The sequence below is a fragment of the Vibrio rarus genome (assembly GCF_024347075.1).
Taxonomy (GTDB): domain Bacteria; phylum Pseudomonadota; class Gammaproteobacteria; order Enterobacterales; family Vibrionaceae; genus Vibrio; species Vibrio rarus.
Window position 1 is genome coordinate 1833222 of the sequence record NZ_AP024900.1, and the last position, 23014, is coordinate 1856235.

Genomic DNA, 23014 nt, shown 5'->3' on the forward strand with positions numbered 1-23014 from the left:
GCATTTCGATAAAAAATTAATTTTTAGGTTTGCTAGACGCCATTGCTCCGCCATACTTGACATACAAAACAATAGTTTATCTCGCTAGAAACAACCATTTCACTGCGTGTCACTGCAAGGAGAACGTTAAGTGCATCAAAGCCCGAATGATAAGAACCGCTACCGCCCCATTACTCTCGATAATCAATTAAAGGTTATGCTGGTTCAGGCTCCTCAAGCACAACGCGCTGCGGCCTCTCTTGCGGTAAAGGTAGGGCATTTTGACGACCCTAGTGATCGCGAAGGGTTAGCTCACTATTTAGAACACATGCTGTTTCTAGGTACTGAGTCCTATCCGCAGGTGGACGAGTTTCAAACCTTTATCAGTCAGCATGGTGGCAGCAACAATGCTTGGACGGGCACCGAGCACACCTGTTTTTTCTTTGATGTCTCCGCGCCATTTTTTGCGCCGGCTCTTGAGCGGTTTAGCCAGTTTTTCATCTCGCCACTCTTTAACCAAGAAGCGTTAGACAAAGAGCGTCAAGCGGTAAACTCTGAATACCAAATGAAAATCCACGACGATTCCCGTCGCTTCCACCAAGTACAAAAAGAGCTGGTCAATCCTCATCATCCTTTTGCCAAGTTTTCAGTAGGTAATGAACAGACGCTAAGTGACAGAGAAAGCTGCTCTATCCGTGATGAAATCATTCAATTTTATCAGCAGCACTATTCTGCCGATCTTATGACAGCGGTGCTAGTGAGCCCGCAATCGTTAGATGAATTAGAAACCTTGGCTCGCGATTTGTTTTCTGACATCAAAAATAACCAATTTGCCAACAAACAAATCCCTGTGCCTCTGCTTACAGAGCAACAACAGCAACTTTATGTGCAAATTGAACCGGAAAAAGAGGTGAGAAAACTCAATTTATCCTTCTCATTTCCCAATATGCAACCCTATTACGCCACCAAACCTTTGTCCTACTTTGCCCATCTGATTGGTTATGAAGGACCGGGGAGCTTAACTTTAGTATTAAAAAATAAAAACTGGATCACCTCATTGGCAGCCGGTGGAGGCATCAGTGGCAGTGATTTCCGCCAATTTAATATCAGTTGCTTGCTCACTCCCCTTGGACTTGAGCATATTGACGATATTATTGAGCTCGTTTTCTCCTACATGGATTTGGTCTTTAAACAAGGCATTGAAGAGTGGCGTTACCTTGAAAAACAAGCGGTTTTAGAATCGGCATTTCGTTTCCAAGAGTCGGTTAAACCCATGGATCTCGCCAGTTATTTAGTCATGAACATGCAGCATTTCCCCTTTGCAGAAGTGCTCTATGGTGACTATCGCATGAGTGACTTTGACCACGCTCTTATCGAAAGTTTTGTGCCTTATTTTTGTGTGGACAACCTGCGGGTTTGGGTCACAGCAAAAGGGCTAGAATACGACCAACAAGCAAAATGGTACTTCACCCCATACTCTGCGAAAAAAATCACCGCACAGCAACAACAGCGTTGGCGTCACCCTAAAGCGTGTGCGGAGTTTGCACTGCCTAGCAAAAACCCATTTATTTGTTACAACTTAGACCCTAAGCCCCTGCAAGGGTCACAAGCCTTACCTTCGCTCATTGAAGAGTTACCAGGGCTAAGGTTATGGCACCTACAAGAGCCTGACTTTAGAGTGCCTAAAGGGTCTTTGTATATTGCCATTGATAGCCCTAGCGCCGTGAACAACCCTCTTAATATTGTGAAGCTGCGTCTGTGTGTAGAACTGTTTATGGAATCGCTCTCTAGGCAGTCTTATCAGGCTGAAATTGCCGGTATGAGTTACAACGTCTACGCTCATCAAGGTGGGCTCACCCTAACCATTTCTGGTTTTAGTGAGAAGCAGCCACAGTTATTAAAAATGATTTTAGACAAATTTGCTCAGCGCCAATTTGAAGCACAACGTTTTGACACCATTAAAGGGCAAATGCTAAGAAAATGGCGAAACGCCAGCAAAGACAGACCCCTTTCACAGCTTTTTAATCAGCTTGCAGGACTGTTACAACCGAACAACCCTACCGCTGGTGTCCTTGCCGATGTTCTAGAGACGGTGAGCATAGATCAACTGCCTGAATTTGTATCGACCTTACTAGGCAAATTGCATGTAGAAATGTTTGTGTTTGGGGATTGGACCCAACAAGCGGCGCAACAAATAGCCGATGAGCTTAAAGAGGCTCTGCGTGTTGATAATCAACAATACAAAGAGTCGTTAAGACCTTTAGTGAAACTTGGAAACAATGGAACCTTTCAGCGAGAAGTACAATGCGATCAAGATGACTCCGCCGTAGTCGTCTACCACCAAGGCTGCGATTCAGAACCCATTTCCGTTGCCACTTTTACATTGGCTAACCACTTAATGTCCTCCGCTTTCTTTAATGAGATCCGCACCAAACAACAACTGGGCTATATGGTAGGTACCGGCAATATGCCATTAAACCGCATTCCCGGAATCGTACTGTATGTGCAATCTCCGGTGGCCGCGCCCATCGACCTTGTAGCCTCAATTGATGAGTTTCTTAACGCTTTTTATATGGTGTTGTTGGAGCTCACCGAAGCGCAATGGCAAAACAGTAAACAAGGTTTGCTCAATCAAATTATGTCTCCAGACAACAACCTACGCACCAAAGGGCAACGTTTGTGGGTGGCTATTGGCAATAAAGATCAGCAATTTAATAATCGCGAGCAAGTGGTGGAACACATTCAAACACTCACTCGGGCCGATATGATTCGTTTTGTGGTAGAGCAGTTAAAACCGCGAACCGCCAATCGCTTGGTGATGCACTCTCAAGGTCATCACCATCATGATGCCCCGCCCCTGAAACTGGGTAAAGAAATTGGCTCTATTAAAGAGTTCCAGCTGATGCCTAAAGACATAGAGTTAGGCTAACTCAGCCATAGGCACATCTAACCATGATGTGCCTATCCTCTTTCACCCTTGCCTTGGCGCATTGAGTATTATTTGCTACATTCGCGCCAAGTCCCTTTCGTTCACTTTTATAGTTTACCCACATGCCCAACCAACACATACTGAACAATATCGTTGACTTTGCTCACACCCTGCATCGAAGCGGATGCCCGCCTTATAAGATAGAAAAATTTACCCAGCATTACGCCAAGCAACGAGGGTTGGAAGTGATGGTGCAGGCCTTGCCGACCTCCATTAATTATCAGTTTCCCAATCACAATAACAAAGTCATTATGCAGCGTCTGCCTCCCGCCTCAATTGACCTTAGCTTACTGGCACAAACCATAGGCCGACTTAGACCCCCCCACTCAACCAAGCAACACACGCCATTTCGCTACCCTACTTGGGCGGTAGCCTTAGCCAACATGTCCATTCCCCCTGCCTACTTAATGCTCATTGGCAGCACCCTTGAAGCCATTGTTTGTTCAGTCTTTCTTGGCTTGATGATTTGGGGTTGCCAACAACTCCTAACAGGACGCCGCACCATAGCGGTTGAATTTATCGCCGCTTTACTGACCGGTGTCTGTGTCGCCGGTGTCAGTAGCCTTGGCCTTCCAATACCTATTTATGCTTTATGTATTGCCGCGATTGTCCTGTTTGTGCCCGGCCTCTCCATTGCCAATGCCCTAGAATGTTTGGCCTTTAATGATTTGGTTTCTGGTACCAGTCTGTTAGGCCAAAGTATGCTCACCTTAATTAAGTTGTTCATTGGTATTTTTATGGGGGTACACATTGGTGAGTCTCTATGGCAAATCAATGATTCCGTGCACTATATCAACGATGTCCCCACATTGATGCACATTGCGGGCCTACCTATCATCTCTGTTGCCATCGGTATTATTTTTAATGCTAAGCCGAGAGACATGTTACTGGGTATGCCCGTGGCAATCTTGGGAATGTGGGGACCATTTTACTTAGGCTTTGGCAGTGGTTGGATTGTCGGCACTTGGCTGACAACGGTCATCATTACCTTGTATGGCACTTGGATAGCTAAAAAGATGCATCTCACCGGCTCTATTTATATTTTACAAGGTATCATTATTTTAGTTCCGGGAAGTCGAGTGCTGGTCAGTGCCAGCCAATCCGTATTCGAGCACACCATTTTACCGATTCCTAGCATAGGATTGTCGGCGCTGTTTATGTTTGCCGCCATCATGGCCGGTCAAATTACCGCCTACTCTATCTACTCGCCAAAAATCGAGCACTAAGCCTGTGCAAACAAAAAGGCGCAACACCTTGTGCTGCGCCTTTTTTGCCCTTTTGTTTTTTCACGATAAAAGGGGTTAAGAGTAGAAGTTTGTCCCAGACTCGACTCTATCAACTAACCCTTGATAGGGTCTAAATCGCTCACCATAAGTCACTTCAAACTGCCTCATTTTATCCGTCAATTTGGCTAAGCCATAGGTATCCATAAACCTAAATGGGCCACCGCTAAACGGCGGGAATCCTATGCCAAAAATGGCCCCAATATCACCATCACGGGCGCTGGCAATGATGCCTTCATCTAAGCAACGTACCGCTTCATTGAGTAATGGGATCACACAGCGCAATGCAATGTCCTCCTCAGACAAACTGCGCGAAGGGCTCAGTTTTAATAAGCGGTAAACGGACTTATCCACCTTTTTCTCTTTGCCTTTATATTGATAAAAGCCTTTGCCTACTTTACGCCCTTTTCGGCCATCATTTAATAAGGTGTCAAACAGATCTGGGCCTTGGAATCTCTCCCCTAACTCACTGACTAATATGGGCATAATTTTCGCCCCAATATCCACCCCAACTTCATCTAATAACGTAATCGGACCCACTGGGAAACCAAAGTTGAGCAAGGCGTTGTCAATGTGCTCTATGTGTTGCTCGGCCATTAACACCTGCGCCGCTTCATTCATATACGGGGCAAGGATGCGATTCACATAAAACCCAGCGCTGTCTTTTACCACTATAGGGGTTTTACCTTGTTTACGAGCCAGTTCCACTACCGTCGCCACCGTTTCTGCGCAGGTTGTTTCATGGGGGATCACCTCTACTAATGGCATTTTTTCTGCGGGACTAAAGTAGTGTAAGCCAACAATGTTTTGCGGCCTTTGTGCCCCTGCGGCGATTTGATGGATAGGTAGCGATGAGGTGTTAGATGCAAAAATGGTGTTATCAGGGCATTGCTGCTCTATCTCTTGCACCATATTTTGTTTTAGAGAAAGATCTTCAAACACCGCTTCAATAACCACATCGGCCTTATTAAAGCCTAAGTAATCTGTGCCCCCTCGTAGTTGCGCCATTTTTCTTTGCACTTGCGCCTTTGATAGAATGCGACGTCTACGCTGCTTATTGAGTAAGGTATAGTTATAACTAAGGGCATTGAGTACCCCATCTTCACTGATATCTCGCAAATTGACTGCAAGCTTGGCTTTGGCTAACGATACATGAGCAATCCCTGCCCCCATTAAACCGCCACCTAATACGCCCACCTGCTCTACCGCCAGTGGCGTGGCATTAGCAAAGTGCTCTTTCTTCATTTCCGTAGTGGCAAAAAACAGGGAACGCAACGCCTTAGACTCTGAGGTCATAACCAAATGGCCAAACTCATACGCTTCTTTTTCTAACCCTTTAGTTAACCCTTTTTCTAAGCCAAACTGCATTACTTGTAAGATTTTATCCGCCGCAGGATAGTTGCCTCTGGTTTTTTGTCGCGTTTTCTTCGCCGCTTGCTCAAAAATCACTTTACGACTTAAACCTACACTGGCAATCAGCTTCTCTTTCACCGCGGTTTTACGCTTAGGTTTCGACTTATTGGCATAGGTCTTCGCCACTTCTAATAAAATGCTGTGCGCTACACTTGCGTCCACTAGACCCAGTTTTTTAGCCTTTTTAGCGCGCACTTGCTTACCGGTAAGAATTAAATCCAATGAGGGGAGCAAACCAATTAACCGTGGTAAACGTTGCGTGCCGCCAGAGCCTGGCAATAAACCTAATTGCACCTCTGGCAAACCCAAACGTGTCACATCTTCATCGCTACAGACGCGATAATCACAGGCAAGTGCCAACTCCAGTCCCCCACCTAAACAGGGGCCATGTATGGCCGCGACCACAGAAAAAGGCAAGGCGCTCAGTTGCGCAAACATCTGCTGACCCGTGCTCGCAAGCGCTGTGGCTTGCTCGGCGGTGGTGCACGCATCTAACATACGTACATCGGCACCCGCCACAAAGTTATCGGGCTTTAATGAATGGATGATAAGGCCGTTAATCTCAGACTGTTTATTTTCCAGTTGCGCTAAAATTTCGTTCATTTCATCAGCAAAAGCAGCTTGCAAGGTGTTCATTTTCTCACCTTGAACATCAATAGAAAGCCAAGCTAACTGTTGCTCATCTATGGTTAGGTTAAACGTCTTTGCTTCAGTCATTACTCCACCTCCAAGATCATTGCTGCGCCCAACCCACCGGCAGCACAGGCTGTGTTAAGGCCAAAGCCACCACCGCGACGCTTTAGCTCACGCAAGGTTTGCGTAATCATACGTGCTCCCGTTGCGGCAAAGGGGTGCCCGTAGGCAATAGAGCCTCCCAACACATTAAACTTATCCATATCGATTTCACCAATGGCTTTATCTCGGCCTAATTGCTGCTTGGCAAATGTATCACTGGCGAACATTTTTACATTTGACAATGCTTGGGCGGCAAAGGCTTCATGCATATCGATTAAGGTCAAATCATGTAAGGTGATACCAGCGCGATCAAGTGCCATAGGCGTTGCATAAGACGGCCCCATCAACATGTCTTTCTCCACCCCTGTGGCGGAAAAAGCGTAAGAGCGAATATAACCTAATATCTCTAAGCCAAGGGCTTTGGCTTTGCTTTCTGTCATCAGCATAATGGCGGCTGCGCCATCGGTAAGAGGGGTTGAGTTGGCGGCAGTCACCGAACCAAACTGACGGTCAAATGCGGGCCTTAATTTAGCGTAGCCTTCCAAGGTAGATTCAAAGCGAATGTTGTTGTCGGTATCGAGCCATTTTTTATACGGTTCAGGGTAGGCTGTCATCACCTCATCGCGGATCTTACCTTCATTCCAAGCGTTGGCGGCAAAAGCATGAGAGCGGTGAGCTAATGCGTCTTGATCTTGGCGAGAAATGCCATGGGTTTTGGCCATTTGCTCTGCCGTCTGCCCCATAGAAAGCCCTGTAGAGTACTCCGCTACGGCAGGTGGCACAGGCATCAGATCTTTCATTTTAAAACGGCGTGCAATACGCAGTTTTTGCGATAGCGAGCGAGCCTTACTCAGTGCCAGTAGATTGGCGGCCATGGATTTTGTGACCCCTATAGGCAAGACAGAGGACGAGTCGGCACCACCGGCAATGCCGACTTCAATATTTCCGGCAATAATTGACTCCACGACGTTTGCCGTAGACTGAAAACTGGTGGCACAAGCGCGAGTGACACTATAGGCGTCGGTATGAATATCCATCCCCGTACCCAAAACGATTTCTCTGGCGATATTTGGCGCGGCGGGCATTTGAATCACTTGGCCAAACACCACTTGCTCTATCAAAGACGGATCAATTTCAGTACGTGCCAGCATTTCACTGACGACCATTTTTCCCAAATCCAACGCCGACACATCTTTCAGTTCGGTACTTTGCCTAGCAAATGGCGTTCTTAGTCCTGCCACTACGGTCACCCGATCTCCCTGCCGGGTCGTTAGTTGCTGTAATCCCATTACACTTCCTTAATTAAGAGGTCAGACCTCATCATTGTAATCAAAATGTTAATGAAATCAAAACGGAAAGTAAGCAAAGTCGATCTATAACAGCAAATTGTGCCCGCTAAAGGGACAAAGACCTATTATCAAAAGGTCTCCGTGACCCTTGATATGCAACAGGCTTTACATTACTAATTAATATAGTAACAATGCACCCACGCCTCGAATGATCGTTTCACTAAGGAGGGCATGTGTCGATACTGCGGATTTTCGAAAAAAAAGCGAAATCTGGAAATAAAAGTTCGACCTCTCAGGTCAACTCTATTATGGATAAACAAAGAAAATATGAAGCACTGGTTCGTGCTTATCACCGCGACCTTTTTCGTTACGCATATTGGCTGTGTAAAGACCGCTCTATTGCAGAAGATCTGGTACAAGAAACCTGTTTACGCGCTTGGAAGGCATTAGATTCTCTGCAAGATGATAAAGCCGCTAAGTCATGGTTAATCACCATTTTAAGACGAGAAAATGCACGTCGCTTTGAGCGAAAGCAATTGGAGCTGGTTGATATTGATGAACCCGGCAACGAAGGCTATGCCAACGATGATGGTTTCCACCAAAGTGAGTGGTTACAAGCACAAATAATGCGTTTAGATATCGACTATCGTGAACCTCTATTTTTGCAAGTTGTCGCCGGTTTCAGTGGTGAAGAAATTAGCCAGATACTCGATTTAAACAAAAATACGGTGATGACCCGACTGTTTAGAGCAAGAAACCAACTCAAAGAGCAACTCGATTCATCGACTTCAAATACAGGGAGACAAAATGGATGATTTAGAATTTCGCCGCCGCATTATGTCAGACCCAAAGGCACGAGACGAAGCACTATTGCAGGCGATTGCAAAAGGCGATCACCATGCCAAATTTGCCGACGATGTGTTGAACCTTGACGCCCGAATCGAACAAGCAATGCGCGTTGAGGTGCCCGATAACCTAGCGGATAAAATTTTATTTAATCAAAGTAGCAAAAAAGAAGCCAATCCACCTAGCTTGTACAAACGCAGTTTTGCGATTGCCGCCTCAGTGGCATTTGCTATTGGGATCTTAGTGGGTAGCTTCAACCTATCCCCTAGCTTAGTACCAAGTGCACACGCCAGTTTGGCCGATACTGCCATACAACATGTGATTGCAGAACAACCCTTCACCTCGACCTTGGATGAGCAAGTTAAATCGAGCCAGATCAATACTAAGCTAACTCCTTTTTCTTACCAGTTTAGTGAGAGCTTTCCCTACCATGTCTACTATTTAAATCACTGTGGATTTGGTGATAGCAACGCTTTACACATGGTTTTCCAAGGGGAAAAAGACCGCGTCACCTTGTTTATTACCAATGTCAGTTCCGATCATTCATTGAACTTTAATGAACAAAAGATGTCTGGAACTGTAACCCCTATTGGCCAAGCCTCGATGATTTTAGTTGGCAGCGAAGATGAAGATATTAGCAAGATTGCGCAAAGGTTAACGAAAATAATCAAACCGGTCCAATAATGTAAAACCGGCTAAAGTTCAACCCCTTCTATTATATAAATGAGAAGGGGTTATCACTTTCTATCCATTTATTTCAGCAATGATTGACTTAGAGCAATAACTCTAAGTCCCCCTCTAAATTGCACCATTATTGGTATTTTTCTCTCAAAAATGAACATTTTTGTATTTTTTGCTAGTGGTCTGAGTTGTTAAAACTATATTTAGCTCTAGTATCAGCCGACTTTGAAATTCAAGACCCGTTGATACGCTAGGACTTTAGCGTAAAACATAAGGAAATAATTCATGAAAAAGACGCGTATTCTTAAACGCTCTCTACTTGCAGTTGCAGTGTTAGCTACGACTTCTCAGGTACACGCTGCCGGATTCCAACTTAATGCACAATCAGCGACAGGCATTGGCCGTGCATTTGCAGGTGACGCGGTAATCGCAGATAACGCCTCTTCTATGGCTCGTAACCCAGCGACAATGGCTCTTTTTGATAAAACTTCTTTATCTCTTGGTTTCGAAACTATTATTACTGATATTTCAGTTAAAAATGGCAGTGGTTCAACGGTGGTTGGTGGTAATACTATTGCTACTAATGATTATCAAGACTACGACGATGTAGGTGGCACAGCTGTTGCACCAAACATTCATTTGATCGTGCCAATCAACGATAGATTTGCTGTTGGTGTAAACGCTTATTCAAATTTTGGAACAAGCACTGACTTCTCTGGAAGCCAAGATTACTCTAACTCTCTCTATGGCGGCGAGACTGACATTAAGAGCTTTAACTTTGGCCTTTCCGGATCTTATCGCCTAACTGAGCAATGGAGCTTTGGTGCTGGTCTTGATGTTATTTATGGTCAAGGCACTTTCCGTCGCGGCGGCAACGAATTTCAACTTCCAATACAAACGGTTGACGTAGAAGACGCCGATGGTTGGGCTGTTGGCTTCAACCTTGGTACCGTATTTGAACTTGACCAAAATAACCGTTGGGGCTTGTCTTACCGCTACACACCAGACATCACTGTTAAAGATGATCGTGGCCAAGAAATTGATCTACCTCTACCAGATATGGCTGAGTTCTCAGGTTATCACCACATCAATAACACTGACTTTGCCGTGCACTACTCAGTGCAGTGGATCGGTTGGGGTGCATTTGATGAAATTGACTTCCATAACCTAAATGCTGGTTATGTCCAAGGTGAATATAATAAGCAATACCAATGGCAGGATGGATGGCACTTTGCTATCGGTGGTACTTGGTATGTCACTGACAAAGTTGAATTGCGTACCGGTTACATGCACGATACTAGTGCTCAAAACGACCTAACTTCTATATCTGTGCCTGATTCAGACCGTAACTGGTTATCTGCAGGTGCTAGCTACCACTTCACAGCAGATTCAACACTTGATTTTGGTATTACTTACCTAATCGGTGCAGATCAATCAGTAACTGAGTCAGCACCACTCGTTGACCCTGCTAGCGGACAAGTAATTGGAAGCCACAATATTTCTGCAACCACACGTGCAGACGCTATCCTAGTTGGCCTACAGTACAGTCAAAGCTTCTAGTTTAATTTAGAACTCAGGAAAATTAAAAAAGGTGTTGAACGGCAACGTTCAACACCTTTTTTTACAGTTGCAAGCTCTTAACTCCAGTGCCTAGAACGCAAACCCTAGCGTCCTATAACCAATTATCCCCACAACTGAACGCAATAATCTGGCTAATTTCATTGAAACTGCGCCCCGACTCTGCCTGCCAATGGCAAAACGCCTTGTTCGTCGCCGTGCGAGATTTTTTAGTGTCGCGTCCACCATCAATAATATGGTAACTGCGCAGGTAACCTTCCACATCGCCCGATAAGATAAAGGTATCGACGCCCATTTGTCGCAAGGCATAAGGCCCGGTATTGCCACCCAATCGACTGCCATTCTTTTTTAAATAGTCCCATAGCCCAGTGATATTATCGGCAGGCCAATGAGCGATCATGTTGCCAAAAGAGCCATGCTCTAATCTGGCATTCATGATCATTTCAGCATTTTTCTTAATGGTCATTACCTTGGCAAAGTGACGAATAATCTTTGGATCGGCGGCTTTCATCTCCCACTGCTCGTCCGAGAGCATCAGTAATAACTCAGGCTTAAACGCAAAAAAGTGCTGTTCAAAGTTGGGCCACTTGTTGCTCACCACTTTCCAAGACATGCCAGATTGAAACACTTTCAAACTGAAGATGGATAACCAGCGATCATCTGGGATCTGGCTGATCTCAGTGGCAGTAAAAGGCGGTGAGAGTAATAACTCAAGTTGCCCGTCGCCTCCTTTTCGCTGAGAAGCACGCCGGTAGATATCAGAAAATTTTTCAAGATGCATAACAAACCTAATCAATATGAAAAATGGCACTGGCTGGTAAAAAACCAAGCTCAATGCCATTGATGTCAATAACACAATACCAAATACGATAAACCGTTAAAAATCATCGTCCAGATAGTCATCCAGATAATCTTCTTGCTCTTCGTCCACCGCTTCGTTATCGGTAATTTGTGCTTTGTAGTCCCTACGTTGTAAAAACACGTCACGAGTTAACACGTAAGGATCTGGGGAGTTTTTAATCGCGCTTTCTTGAGCCACTAATGCAGAGCGGGTTTCCATGCCTTCAAAGAACCACTTCCCTAAGCTCGCCCAAACGTTAAGATAGGATAACGGCGGATAAAGGTCATCAGCAAAGTCCCCTGCTTCACGCAAAGTCCACGGACCATAAGCGGGAAACATAAAGTACCAACCGTTGCCCACACCCCATTTACCTAATACGTCACTAAAGGCACGATCATCTTGCTTAGCTATGCCCCCTTGAGCGGCCGCATCATATAAACCTGCCACACCAAAGGTGGTATTTATCCAAAAGCGATTTAAGTGAACTAAGGCCAGTGAGCCGTTACCCATCAAAGCATTGTTTATCACACTGGCTGGCTCATCTAGGTTGGCCAGAAAATTGCTGATACCGGTACGGATAAAACGGGGCGTATAGCCGGTATAGGTGAGCGAAACGGGACGCACTAAATAAGGGTCGAGGATTTCTGAGTTAAAATCCCACATGACGCGGTTAAAGCTGGCAAAAGGATCATTCGCTGTCGAAGGGGCGCTACTGGCACTCTGTTGCTGTGGATGAGAAGCACAGCCAGCCATTAATGTGACAAGTAGTAACCATATTCTATACATACAGGAAGTCCATCCCCTTATTCTTCGACAATCAATCAGGGTGTAGAGGCTACGCCACTACACCTGATTCGTCTAGTATTGACTATCTATAACTAAAGTTACATCGTCTCCCTTAGCCGTAATCGCACTTTCACCATACCAATCACCGCCTTTAGTGGCGACATTTCCATCAGTATCAATGCGAGCCCGTACAATAAACTGTTCTAAATTAGACAATTTATTGCCTTCTAGCATACTGTTGCCATCATCCATCATGATCATACGAGGAAAAGCCCCTAGATCATAACGAGCAGCAGCAATGGGCATTGCAGAGCCATCGGCTCCATGTACAGACACTATCAACACGCCTTGTGCAGGAAGCGTGACACGGCTATCAAGGGAGATATCAATCCGCACGACACCTTCAGCCATAGGTTGCGAAGTCCCCACTAACTTATCTCTAGCACTATTAATGCTACGTTCAAGCATTTCATAGCGACCATCTTCAGGGCCAATTAACTGCTGCATGGTGCGCCAATAACGAATGGCTCCTGCGTAGTCCGATTTTTCAAAAGCACTAAATGCCAATAGTGAGAACACTCTTAGATCCACATAGTCCTTACGCAGTAAATCGTGCAATAAGCGTTCCGCTTCTAAATGATCCACTTCATCATTTGATAGGGTCATGGCTTGTGCTAAGCCCAACTGCACATCGGCATTATCTGGCTCTAACTGTCTAGCACGCTTCATGGCGCCAATGGCTGTTGGGATATCACGATTGGCCAAACCTATGCGTCCTAATAATAGCCAACCCGTAGCATCATCGCTGTTTTTATGCAGGCTAGTTCTCAGGGCTAAGGTCAGGTCATCCATTTCATCATCCGTTAATGACTCACCATTGGCTCCCATTAGTTTTTGGCTCAGCGCCGGTAAGTTAGCACTGACTTCTTGCCAATGCTGTACTTTCTCTATAGCACCAAATTTAGCATAAAAGCCGTAGGATACTCCAAGCAACAACACCGCTGACACTATGGCCACCAATAGTGGAGAAGCCAGTGTGGTAGAAGCCAATTGTTGATTTTGCGGAATATCATCCAACAAGGCTTGTTTCAGATCGACGATCAGCTCGTCTTTATCCACCACTATGCCTTCATCATCTTCCACCGCTAACTCCGCCACTCGCTCTTTGAAGATGGCTTTGTTTAACTCATCACGGCGCTCGGCATCATTCACCGCTTGTTTTCTTATTAGTGGTATCACTATTAACGCTGCGGAAAACAGCACAATAATGAAGGTAGCTATCCAAAACAACGTCATTATTTGTTGTCTCCATCGTCGTTTTTAAGCAAGGCATCAAGGCGTTGCTGTTCTTCATCACTCAAGGTCTTGGTGTTAGATACCTTTGCAGGTTTACGTCGACTTCGGGTAAGGATAAAAGTGAAACCAATCACTACTACACACAAAGGGCCAAGCCATAAAATGGCCGTTGCGAGAGTAAAGGGAGGATTGTAGGTGACAAAGTTGCCATAACGAGCCACCATATAATCAATGATATCTTGCTTTGATTGCCCTTCCTTGGTCATTTCATAGACTTTTTGTCGAAGATCCAAAGCCAGTTCTGCATTGGAATCACCAATAGTATTGTTTTGGCACTTAGGGCAACGCAGGGTTTGATTTAACTCATGAAACTGCTGCTCTTGCTGCGGGGTATCAAACTCATGCACTTCTATTACAGCATAAGCTGATACGCTCACCATGATGGAAACGAAACCGGCTATTAACCACTTTTTCATGATTTCACCTCATCCAACATCTTCTGGTACATAGGACCTAGCTTTTCACTCCAGTTTTGTCCGTTAACGTCACCGACATGGCGATAACGAATCACACCTTGCGCATCAATTAAAAAGGTTTCTGGAGCGCCGTACACGCCAAGATCAAGTCCTAACATTCCTTTACCATCAAACAAACTCACCACATAAGGATTGCCCAGTTCTTGCAACCACTTAATGGCTTTGGCTCGGTCATCTTTATAATTCAAACCGATGATTTTCACCCCTTGTGCGGAGAGTTCATTTAAGTATTGATGCTCCGCATAACAGGTTGGGCACCATGTTGCCCAGACATTAAGCAGCAATGGTTGGCCTGTAAAAATAGCTTGGTCGTGCTGCAAGCCTGGGGTTTCTAAATCCTCAAGCGTAAATAGTGGCACTTTTTTGCCAATTAACACCGACTCCAACTTTGTGGGATCGTCACCGCCAGCATTTTTGTTGAGCTGAGTGGCAAATACCGCCGCCAACAGCAAAAACACCACCAGAGGGACAAATAATACTTTTCTATTCATTACGACTCCTTTTTCGCGGCTTTATTGCGAAAACGGTAACGACGGTCACTAATGGCAATTGCGCCACCCAGCGCCATCAATAAGCTGCCTGCCCAAATCCAGCGTACAAAAGGTTTATAGTAAATTCGTACTGCCCAAGAAATATCATCATCAAGTTTTTCACCTAGAGCGATATAGAGATCTCGCGTCACCCCAGCATCAATGGCGGCTTCAGTCATCATACTACGTGCCGTGGTATAGAAGCGTTTTTCTGCATGTAAGGTATTGATGTGCTTGCCATCTTTAGTGACATCAAAATCTGCAATGTAGCCATCATAGTTCGGGCCATCATTGTCTCTGAGTTGGTCAAAGTAGAAGTTATAACCTTCAATTTTGAAGCTTTCACCTGGTGCTAAACGCACATCACGTTCAATACTGTAGTTTTGCACCATAGCAATGCCGATCACTGATACCGCCAAACCAATATGAGCAAACATCATCGCCCAGTGGCTTCTTGGTAGGCGCGTAATGCCGATAGCAAAGCTATGACGGTGCGTGGCTCTTTGGTGTAGTTCATAACCATGCAAACAGATAATCCACAGCGCCATCACCCAACCAAGATAAGCTAGACCAGTAAAGCGCTCTGCAAGCAGGAATACGAAGCCGGCACCTAACAATAGCGACGCGACGCCACTGATTAACAATGGTTTTTTCAGCTTAGCTAGGGTATCGCGCTTCCAGCGCATCAAAGGACCAATGCCCAATAGGAAGGCGAACGGCACCATTAACCAAGTAAATAAAGTATTAAAGAACGGCGCACCAATGGACACCGAACCTAAACCGATTTGTTTATGAATAAGGGGTAATAAAGTGCCGACTAACACCACCACTAAAGCAGCAATGAGCAACACATTATTAGAAAGTAAGGCGTTTTCACGGGAAATTAAATCAAAATTACCCCGCACACGTACCGATGATCCCTTCAATGCAAACAGCAGTAATGAACCGCCAATGATAAAGACGAGGAAGGCGAGAATAAACATGCCTCGCGCTGGATCAGAGGCAAAAGAGTGTACCGACACTAAAATGCCAGAACGCACTAAGAAGGTGCCTAGCAAACTCAAAGAGAACGCCGAAATCGCTAACAATACGGTCCAAGCCTTAAAGGTGCCGCGTTTTTCTGTTACAGCTAATGAGTGCATTAACGCGGTGCCCGCAAGCCAAGGCATAAAGGAGGCATTTTCCACGGGATCCCAGAACCACCAACCGCCCCAGCCCAATTCATAATAAGCCCACCATGAACCAAGAGAAATACCGACGGTTAGGAATGACCAAGCGGCAATGGTCCAAGGACGAGACCAACGTGCCCATGCGGTATCTAGACGCCCGGTCATTAAGGAGGCAATAGCAAAAGAAAACGCCACCGAGAAGCCCACATACCCCATATACAACATAGGAGGATGTATGATGAGTCCGGGGTCTTGCAGTAATGGATTTAAATCACGACCATCGACAGGGAAATAGGGCAAGGTTCGATCAAAGGGATTGGATGTCACAATAATAAACAGCAAAAACCCGACCATAATGAGGCCCATGACCGCCAGCACTCTCGCCACAGACTCTTGAGGCATGCCTTTACTAAAGGTCGCCACCGCAACAGTCCAAGCTGCCTGAATCAATACCCATAATAAAAGGGAGCCTTCGTGCGCCCCCCACACCGCAGTAATGCGATAGTACCAAGGTAAATTACTGTTAGAGTTGTTAGCAACGTATTGCAGCGTAAAATCGTTGTGATAAAAAGACCAACACAAAATGTAAAACGATATCGCTAGCAGGATAAACATGCCCCAAGACAATGGTCTAGAGGTGTTCATTAATAAGGCGTTGTTTTTAGCCGCCCCCCACAAAGGGAGCACACTTAACAATACCGCCATCGCCAGCGAAACGATAAGGGCAAAATGGCCTAACTCAGCAATCATTGACCACTTCCTTGTTTTTGTTCTTGAGTATATTCAAGAGGCTCGTGAACCACTTCCATCGCTTCGGCAATTTCCGGTGGCATATATTCTTCATCGTGTTTAGCCAGTACTTCAAAGGCCGCCACAGTGTGACTGTCTGTTAACACACCTTGCGCCACAATCCCTTGTCCTTCACGAAACAGATCCGGCAAAATGCCATCATAGGTAACGGTAACCGCAGGGCCTACATCGGCCACATCAAACGACACTTGTAGAGACTCTGAATCACGAGAAACCGTACCAGCAACCACCATGCCGCCAATGCGCAATCGCTGGCCAATTTCCGGCTTTTCGCCATTCGCCTTGCCATTAACAATTTCTGTAGGTGTATAAAATAGATCCATGTTTTGATTCAAGGCGTACAGCATCAAACCAACGGTTGCCCCCAAACCCACCAACAGAGCGACAATTAAGCCCATCCTCTTTTTACGTCTAGGATTCATAGCGTGTTCTCCATATTTTTAGCCGCATCAATACGTGCTTGACGCGCCATTTTATTATTCACTTCTTTTAAAGCTGCTTTGTTTTCAAGGCAACTAACGAAAAAAATTAAACCCAAAGCGCCAAAAGTAATGATAAAGGCCGCCCATACATAGAAGGCATAGCCTCCCATTAACAAAAAATCAGAAAAGGAATCAAAATGCATACGTTACCTATTAATAAAAGTACGTTTAGCCAATTGTTGCACCCAAGGTCGATGACCCTCTTTTTGCAAAATTGCGGTTCTAAAACGAATGAGCGTGACGGCGCCTAAAAAGAAAGCAAAGCCAAAGATGTTCAGTAATAACGGCCACAACATATCGTTGGAAATAGACGGTTTAGCAAACTGAGTAATGGTGGCGCCTTGATGAAGGGTGTTCCACCACTCCACTGAGAAATGGATAATCGGTAAATTAATAACGCCAACCACAGCCAAAATACCGGCCGCTTTAGCCGCTGTTTTTTGGTCATCAAAGGCATGATATAAACCGATAACACCGAGATAAAGAAACAGCAATACCAATTCAGAGGTTAAGCGTGCATCCCAAACCCACCAAGTGCCCCACATAGGTTTACCCCAAATAGCCCCGGTTAACAGAGCAATAAAGGTAAATATCGCCCCTACAGGTGCCATGGCTAACGCGGCAATACTGGCCAAGCGCAACTGCCAAACTAGGCCGATAAATGCGGCAATAGCCATGGACATATAAGCGCCCATGGACCATATAGCAGACGGCACATGAATATAAATAATGCGGAAGCTGTCACCTTGTTGATAATCACTCGGGGCAAACGCAAGCCCCCATACTGTGCCTATCGCAAGGCAGCAGACAGCAAAGCCCACAAACCAAGGTTGCAGTTTTCCACACAAGTTATACGTTGCTTCAGGTTTTGCGTAAGGATGGAGCCACTTCCACATAGTTTTTACTCTCAGAAAAATTAAATTTAATTGACCGATACTCGCAACGCTGCACTCGTTGCGAAGGGAGTTAATGTTATCGAACCCAGCAAAATGGCGGCTAACACCGCGAGCTGACCGTTATAAGCCACGCCAAGGCCCGCAGCATCAATAGCGGACGTGGCAAAAATAAGTACTGGAATATAGAGCGGTAAGATCAATAAGCTAAGTAAAACACCGCCTTTTTGCAGCCCCACAGTCAGCGCTACCCCAATGGCACCGAGAAAGCTTAAAGTCGGTGTACCAAGTAATAACGTCATCAATACCGCAATCCACGACTGCCAATCCAAGCTCAGCAGTACCGCAAGTAAAGGGCTAATTAAGATAAGAGGCAGGCCGGTCAATATCCAATGGGCAATCACTTTGGCTATAACCACTAGTGGCAACGGCAACGGCATGAGCATCAGTTGTTCCAGTGCTCCATCTTGATAGTCATCGCGAAATAAGCGTTCAAGAGAGAGTAACGCCGCCAGCAATGCCGCCACCCACACAATGCCAGGAGCTATGCGCATCAATAGCTTAGGCTCAGGGCCAATGCCTAATGGGAATAGAGTAATGACTATGATGAAAAACCACAGAGGGTTAAAAATATCCGCTCGTCGCCTAAAGGCGATCAACAGTTCACGACGAATGATGGACCACATATGCATTAACATTATTGGCCTAGCCTTATTTTTCGTAGCTGACTGTTATCGGTAAACAAATCTTGGTGGGTGGTCAGAAGCACCATACCGCCGTGCTCAATATGCTGTAGGAATAACTGTTCGAGTACCTTAACCCCCTGCTTATCTATAGCAGTCAGTGGCTCATCAAGAATCCATAGTGGGTGCTTACTTAACCAAAGCCTCGCCAGTGCTACGCGACGTTGTTGCCCTGCAGATAATTGTGCCACGGGAATATCTTCCCGACCGGCTAAACCCACTTTAGTTAACGCTTGCCACACTTGCTCTTGAGTATATGACTGGTCACTGATTTGCAGATAGAAAGAGAGGTTTTCAAACGCACTTAGATCGCGTTTAATGCCCGTTTGATGGCCAAGAAATAGCAGGTCTTGATGAAAACTGTCTCGATCAGAGAAAATAGAATGATGCTTCCATTGCACATCACCACTTTCTTTATCCCCTAACCCAGCAATTATGCGTAATAAGGTGGTCTTACCCGTACCATTACGCCCTTCTATTTGCACCAGATCCCCCGCCCCTACAGTAAAGGAGAGCTTCTCAAATAGAATTCGTTCATCTCTAATTGCGGATAATTCTTTAACCTGCAGCATTGGCCCGTTCATCCATGAAAAAGTATTCAAATAGTATCACAAGCAATCAAGTGCATCACAGTACAAGCGAACAAGATATAAGCAATATCGATATTTTTAAGTAATTGACTCACAACGATTTGAAGCACATCAAACTTCTGAACCACCAGCAAAGTTTCTACGGCGTAACACTTGCTAATATTCAGATGCTAGTATTCAAGATCAACAAAGCCCAGAGACATCTGGGCTTTGTTAGTGAGTTTTAATTAAACTGACTACGGGTATGTCCCTTTACTAGGCACTCTCTAAGCAACGAGACACCACACTGCCCACCACTTTTCTTTGAATGGACTGGCTAAGCCAGTGACAGAAAGGGGCCGTTCGCGTATCAAGACACCAACTCAAAGCAATGCCCTTTTTCACTTTCGGCAACAAACGAGAATTGATGACTCGCAAATTGTCATATTGCGACAAAATGGCCAATGCATTTTGCGGTATGCAGGCAATGTTTGACCCTGACTCACACATTTTAAACAAGGTATGTATGTCATCTATGCGCCATACTGAAGCAATATCTGTGATGGCTTTTAACGACTCAGTTTCAAATTGAGGGGGGATCAAATAGCGATAAGAGCTCAATTCAAACAGTTGCTCTGCGGAGTTAATACGTGCCAATGCCCCTTCTTCAGCAATCCACACATTTTCCACAACGCCCACATGCTCAGTATGAAACTCTGATGAGGGTAAAAACGCATCATCACTGCCAATCACAATATCTAACTCTCTTGATAACAGTAACGCATTCAGAGATCGACTATCTCGATATGTAAGATGCACTTCTACAGAAGAGAACGTCACCTCAAACTGCTGAATCAAACGAGTGGTATTCTTTGGACACAACAGTGGATCAATACCAATATAAATACGCTGTTTCTGATTTGTTTTTAATTGCTCAGCATGAGTCACAAAACGGCTATATTGCGCTTTAACCAAGCGAGCTTGCTTGAGCAAAGCCTGCCCATTATCGTTCAGCGAAATAAAGCGCCCTTTTCGAGCAAATAACTCATAGTCTAAATCTATCTCAAGATTATGGATAAGTTGACTCACCGCCGACTGGCTTTTTCCTAACTTTTTTGCAGCAAGACTAAAGGAATTATTCTCTGCAGCTAATATGAATGCTTCAATTGCTTCAATCATTGTTTATTTAAAACCCAATTATCACGCCCATATAATGAACTAGAATAAGTAATAATTTTTAGTACCAGAAGTTCACTATCGAACATTTCTGGCTTGTATTTGGCTATCTATAGAGAACAGAGATGAATAAACCCACCCCATATGCAACTATACTCTTTAAGCGCCATTTATACATAGAAAATGTAATAATTCCATTCGAATAATGTTACACAAATCAGATATTTGAAACGTGTCGCAAAATATATGCGTGATGGGCGTGTTATTGGTTGTTAATACAGCAGTAGTTAATAGACCCTTGCTTAATCATGGTGCGGGCAATTATTCCCCAGCCAAAACTGTGGTCGCAATACACTTTCTTCATTATGTATGTAAAAATCATTTTTAATACGCTGTGATGCTTTATAGATAACAGACAACACCGACAATAGAGAAGCAATGATTAATAACCCTGTCACCCAACGCGGATAATCCACTGGCTTAACTAAGGGCGTTCTACCACAAAACCAACCCGTAAATAGGCAGGCTAACAACAAGCTCAAAGGAGAATCTAAAACACTGGAAACTAAGCTATATGCCAATCCTGTTAATAAACTTAAACCAATAACACGATAGCGATAACGTTTTTCTTGTATGACTTGTTTGAATAAAATCAGCCCAAGAGCCATATAACAAAGCGCCGGAATTACTCCCCAATTTAGTAATACATATATTACCGAGTTATGGGGCCTGATCTCTTGGGTTGATGTGCACACATAACCATCGCCACCCAAGCCAAAAAACCTCGACATTTCAATTCCGTAATACCACAGAGACCATCTATTTGCTGTATTATCCCTTAAATCAAGTAATGAGCGAGACCCCTCTCCATGCATGATATAGGTAGGCAAAGGGGACAAAAATATTACTGATATCAATAAGCCAATGGTAAGAGTAAATAAGGCTATTTTTATGATCTCATGACGGTTTTTTCTATCAATAAGAGCCCATAAAATAATCCCGCCTATAGAAGCTACAGCTAAACCTCGCGCATCTAATGCAAACATAACTGCAAAATTTAACACTGGAAACAGATAGCTAATCCTACTCTTTGAAACCAGCACCATATAGAGGCTAGGAATGACGAGCCAAACTTGTACTTGATTCAAAAACCGTGGATTAGCATAACTTAAAATAGTTCGGATTGTGGCACCATCACCCCAGAATGTGGCTACAGAGTAACCGATAAAAACAGAGAAAAAACCACATAATATAATTAAGCCAAACAGCTTAAAGCTCTTTAAGGATGGGCGCTCTAAAGAAAAACAAAGAGTAAAAAATAACAACCCAATAAAATAAAAGTAATGTACGACGCCCTTATTTGGGTAAAGTCCAAATAAATCAGCGATAAGTGCTAACACAAAGAACGTAGCAACTAAAGTCCTAACCCCAATACTTGCACTCATATACCTTTGAACTAAACGAATCCTTAACTCAGCCCAAAAAATGAGACTTAAGCAAACACCTATAACTAAGGCACATACAAACAAGCGTTTGGTATCGTAAAGCAAAACCGGCTTATCTGGTAGCAGGTACAAATTAAAACTAAATATTGCAATCACTAACAATATGAGAGAGCTAACTACCGGTGGATTATTTTTTCTTGATAGAGTCATAATTTTTCAGTATTGAAGAAATAAGCCGATAGAACTTACTCAGTCTATCGGCTCAATAGTTTTAGATTATCTAAAATAGAATCATAAAAATGATTAAGATGGATCGGAGATCTTTATCTCAACTCTGCGGTTAGCAGCTCGTCCCTGCTCAGTGGCATTATCTTGTATGGGGTGAGAAAAACTGGCCGAGTGGGTAGACAGTATCTCTTTGGTAATATGATTCTCAACCAAATACACTTTACTGGTTTTTGCACGATGCGCTGCTAGTTTTTTGTTGTACTCATCGCTGCCTATATTATCAGTATGACCAATCACATCTAACTTAGGCACCTCATTAAGGTCTTTTAAATGCTGAGCTAGCGCAGTTAAAGTAAGCTTTGACGTATCGGTTAAATCACTTTGATCAAAGTTAAAATAGACTCGAGCAACCACCCCATTTGAGTCAACTTGTAAAAGGTTATTGCTATTTAAATACTCAAAACACTCCGTTTCTAATGAGATAGGTGTGGTTTTTAATTTGGATTTCTGCTCATCATTTAATGACGGCTGAATTTGATAATGCTGTGCCCGGTTCCCTGCCACAGCATAAGCCTGCCCGATACTAACTGAATGCTTAATCACCATATTTTCGGTAGAGCACAATTGATCTATCTGGTTATTCACCGCTAAATCGACCGCTTGCACACTAAAGGCTGAAATACCGAGACCCCATACAGCAACGAATAATTTCATAGT

General features: G+C 44.4%; 21 protein-coding genes. 5 read left to right on the plus strand and 16 right to left on the minus strand.

The window, feature by feature from the left end:
• Positions 1 to 130: 130 nt before the first annotated feature.
• Entirely contained in the window at positions 131 to 2908 is a 2778-nt protein-coding gene (locus OCU56_RS08395; protein WP_261872781.1) for an insulinase family protein, read from the plus strand.
• 122 nt (positions 2909 to 3030) lie between these two features.
• Positions 3031 to 4194: a threonine/serine exporter family protein gene (locus OCU56_RS08400; RefSeq protein ID WP_261872782.1), complete on the plus strand. Its 1164-nt coding sequence runs from the start codon at positions 3031 to 3033 to the stop codon at positions 4192 to 4194.
• A 75-nt stretch (positions 4195 to 4269) separates the two neighbouring features.
• Here OCU56_RS08400 and fadJ read toward each other — a convergent pair whose 3' ends face one another.
• Together fadJ and fadI are read right to left on the minus strand one after the other, a co-directional pair.
• The gene (gene fadJ, locus OCU56_RS08405) at positions 4270 to 6381 is read right to left on the minus strand and encodes a fatty acid oxidation complex subunit alpha FadJ (protein ID WP_261872783.1); all 2112 of its coding nucleotides are present in this window, start codon (positions 6379 to 6381) and stop codon (positions 4270 to 4272) included.
• Entirely contained in the window at positions 6381 to 7688 is a 1308-nt protein-coding gene (gene fadI / locus OCU56_RS08410; protein ID WP_261872784.1) for an acetyl-CoA C-acyltransferase FadI, read from the minus strand. The genes fadJ and fadI overlap by 1 nt, the downstream gene beginning before the upstream one ends.
• 233 nt (positions 7689 to 7921) lie before the next feature.
• Between fadI and OCU56_RS08415 the strand changes: the two genes are divergently transcribed.
• From OCU56_RS08415 to OCU56_RS08425, 3 genes are all read left to right on the plus strand, one after another.
• Positions 7922 to 8503, plus strand: coding sequence for a sigma-70 family RNA polymerase sigma factor (locus OCU56_RS08415; RefSeq protein WP_390904831.1), 582 nt, complete (start codon positions 7922 to 7924; stop codon positions 8501 to 8503).
• Positions 8496 to 9218: a DUF3379 domain-containing protein gene (locus tag OCU56_RS08420; RefSeq protein ID WP_261872786.1), complete on the plus strand. Its 723-nt coding sequence runs from the start codon at positions 8496 to 8498 to the stop codon at positions 9216 to 9218. Before OCU56_RS08415 ends, OCU56_RS08420 begins: the two co-directional genes overlap by 8 nt.
• Before the next feature lie 282 nt (positions 9219 to 9500).
• Positions 9501 to 10775 (plus strand): OmpP1/FadL family transporter, encoded by a 1275-nt coding sequence (locus OCU56_RS08425; protein WP_261872787.1) that lies wholly within the window; start codon positions 9501 to 9503, stop codon positions 10773 to 10775.
• 112 nt (positions 10776 to 10887) lie between these two features.
• Here the strand turns inward: OCU56_RS08425 and OCU56_RS08430 are convergent, their stop codons facing one another.
• The 14 genes from OCU56_RS08430 to OCU56_RS08495 all read right to left on the minus strand — a co-directional run bounded on the left by OCU56_RS08430 (position 10888) and on the right by OCU56_RS08495 (position 23011).
• On the minus strand, positions 10888 to 11574 hold the full coding sequence (locus OCU56_RS08430; RefSeq protein ID WP_261872788.1) for a DNA-3-methyladenine glycosylase I: 687 nt from the start codon (positions 11572 to 11574) through the stop codon (positions 10888 to 10890).
• Positions 11575 to 11670: 96 nt separating this feature from the next.
• Positions 11671 to 12420 carry an MlaA family lipoprotein gene (locus OCU56_RS08435; protein ID WP_261872789.1) on the minus strand — a complete coding sequence of 250 codons (750 nt, stop codon included), beginning with the start codon at positions 12418 to 12420 and terminating at the stop codon, positions 11671 to 11673.
• 72 nt (positions 12421 to 12492) lie between these two features.
• The gene (gene ccmI / locus OCU56_RS08440; RefSeq protein WP_261872790.1) at positions 12493 to 13716 is read right to left on the minus strand and encodes a c-type cytochrome biogenesis protein CcmI; all 1224 of its coding nucleotides are present in this window, start codon (positions 13714 to 13716) and stop codon (positions 12493 to 12495) included.
• Complete coding sequence (locus OCU56_RS08445; protein ID WP_261872791.1) at positions 13716 to 14192, minus strand: cytochrome c-type biogenesis protein; 477 nt, start codon at positions 14190 to 14192, stop codon at positions 13716 to 13718. The genes ccmI and OCU56_RS08445 overlap by 1 nt, the downstream gene beginning before the upstream one ends.
• Positions 14189 to 14743, minus strand: a complete 555-nt coding sequence (locus OCU56_RS08450) for a DsbE family thiol:disulfide interchange protein (protein WP_261872792.1) — start codon at positions 14741 to 14743, stop codon at positions 14189 to 14191. The genes OCU56_RS08445 and OCU56_RS08450 overlap by 4 nt, the downstream gene beginning before the upstream one ends.
• The gene (locus OCU56_RS08455; RefSeq protein WP_261872793.1) at positions 14743 to 16701 is read right to left on the minus strand and encodes a heme lyase CcmF/NrfE family subunit; all 1959 of its coding nucleotides are present in this window, start codon (positions 16699 to 16701) and stop codon (positions 14743 to 14745) included. Before OCU56_RS08455 ends, OCU56_RS08450 begins: the two co-directional genes overlap by 1 nt.
• A complete protein-coding gene (ccmE, locus tag OCU56_RS08460) occupies positions 16698 to 17183 on the minus strand; it encodes a cytochrome c maturation protein CcmE (protein ID WP_261872794.1) in 486 nt (161 codons plus the stop codon). The genes OCU56_RS08455 and ccmE overlap by 4 nt, the downstream gene beginning before the upstream one ends.
• Positions 17180 to 17386: a heme exporter protein CcmD gene (gene ccmD / locus OCU56_RS08465; RefSeq protein WP_261872795.1), complete on the minus strand. Its 207-nt coding sequence runs from the start codon at positions 17384 to 17386 to the stop codon at positions 17180 to 17182. Before ccmD ends, ccmE begins: the two co-directional genes overlap by 4 nt.
• Before the next feature lie 3 nt (positions 17387 to 17389).
• Complete coding sequence (locus OCU56_RS08470; protein ID WP_261872796.1) at positions 17390 to 18139, minus strand: heme ABC transporter permease; 750 nt, start codon at positions 18137 to 18139, stop codon at positions 17390 to 17392.
• A gap of 26 nt (positions 18140 to 18165) precedes the next feature.
• Entirely contained in the window at positions 18166 to 18834 is a 669-nt protein-coding gene (gene ccmB / locus OCU56_RS08475) for a heme exporter protein CcmB (RefSeq protein ID WP_261872797.1), read from the minus strand.
• On the minus strand, positions 18834 to 19451 hold the full coding sequence (ccmA, locus tag OCU56_RS08480; RefSeq protein ID WP_261872798.1) for a cytochrome c biogenesis heme-transporting ATPase CcmA: 618 nt from the start codon (positions 19449 to 19451) through the stop codon (positions 18834 to 18836). The genes ccmB and ccmA overlap by 1 nt, the downstream gene beginning before the upstream one ends.
• A gap of 273 nt (positions 19452 to 19724) precedes the next feature.
• Positions 19725 to 20627, minus strand: coding sequence for a LysR family transcriptional regulator (locus OCU56_RS08485; protein ID WP_261872799.1), 903 nt, complete (start codon positions 20625 to 20627; stop codon positions 19725 to 19727).
• Between the two features lie 299 nt (positions 20628 to 20926).
• Positions 20927 to 22279 (minus strand): O-antigen ligase family protein, encoded by a 1353-nt coding sequence (locus tag OCU56_RS08490; RefSeq protein ID WP_261872800.1) that lies wholly within the window; start codon positions 22277 to 22279, stop codon positions 20927 to 20929.
• A 93-nt stretch (positions 22280 to 22372) separates the two neighbouring features.
• On the minus strand, positions 22373 to 23011 hold the full coding sequence (locus OCU56_RS08495) for an OmpA family protein (RefSeq protein ID WP_261872801.1): 639 nt from the start codon (positions 23009 to 23011) through the stop codon (positions 22373 to 22375).
• Positions 23012 to 23014: the final 3 nt, after the last annotated feature.

Coding starts and splice junctions, on each gene's coding strand:
- fadJ (WP_261872783.1), bottom strand. CDS start 6,381: ATGACTGAAGCAAAGACGTTTAACCTAACCATAGATGAGCAACAGTTA.
- ccmE (WP_261872794.1), bottom strand. CDS start 17,183: ATGAATCCTAGACGTAAAAAGAGGATGGGCTTAATTGTCGCTCTGTTG.
- OCU56_RS08450 (WP_261872792.1), bottom strand. CDS start 14,743: ATGAATAGAAAAGTATTATTTGTCCCTCTGGTGGTGTTTTTGCTGTTG.
- OCU56_RS08490 (WP_261872800.1), bottom strand. CDS start 22,279: ATGACTCTATCAAGAAAAAATAATCCACCGGTAGTTAGCTCTCTCATA.
- fadI (WP_261872784.1), bottom strand. CDS start 7,688: ATGGGATTACAGCAACTAACGACCCGGCAGGGAGATCGGGTGACCGTA.
- OCU56_RS08400 (WP_261872782.1), top strand. CDS start 3,031: ATGCCCAACCAACACATACTGAACAATATCGTTGACTTTGCTCACACC.
- ccmA (WP_261872798.1), bottom strand. CDS start 19,451: ATGCTGCAGGTTAAAGAATTATCCGCAATTAGAGATGAACGAATTCTA.
- OCU56_RS08455 (WP_261872793.1), bottom strand. CDS start 16,701: ATGATTGCTGAGTTAGGCCATTTTGCCCTTATCGTTTCGCTGGCGATG.
- OCU56_RS08470 (WP_261872796.1), bottom strand. CDS start 18,139: ATGTGGAAGTGGCTCCATCCTTACGCAAAACCTGAAGCAACGTATAAC.
- ccmB (WP_261872797.1), bottom strand. CDS start 18,834: ATGTTAATGCATATGTGGTCCATCATTCGTCGTGAACTGTTGATCGCC.
- OCU56_RS08445 (WP_261872791.1), bottom strand. CDS start 14,192: ATGAAAAAGTGGTTAATAGCCGGTTTCGTTTCCATCATGGTGAGCGTA.
- OCU56_RS08425 (WP_261872787.1), top strand. CDS start 9,501: ATGAAAAAGACGCGTATTCTTAAACGCTCTCTACTTGCAGTTGCAGTG.
- OCU56_RS08435 (WP_261872789.1), bottom strand. CDS start 12,420: ATGTATAGAATATGGTTACTACTTGTCACATTAATGGCTGGCTGTGCT.
- OCU56_RS08420 (WP_261872786.1), top strand. CDS start 8,496: ATGGATGATTTAGAATTTCGCCGCCGCATTATGTCAGACCCAAAGGCA.
- OCU56_RS08430 (WP_261872788.1), bottom strand. CDS start 11,574: ATGCATCTTGAAAAATTTTCTGATATCTACCGGCGTGCTTCTCAGCGA.
- ccmI (WP_261872790.1), bottom strand. CDS start 13,716: ATGACGTTGTTTTGGATAGCTACCTTCATTATTGTGCTGTTTTCCGCA.
- ccmD (WP_261872795.1), bottom strand. CDS start 17,386: ATGCATTTTGATTCCTTTTCTGATTTTTTGTTAATGGGAGGCTATGCC.
- OCU56_RS08495 (WP_261872801.1), bottom strand. CDS start 23,011: ATGAAATTATTCGTTGCTGTATGGGGTCTCGGTATTTCAGCCTTTAGT.
- OCU56_RS08485 (WP_261872799.1), bottom strand. CDS start 20,627: ATGATTGAAGCAATTGAAGCATTCATATTAGCTGCAGAGAATAATTCC.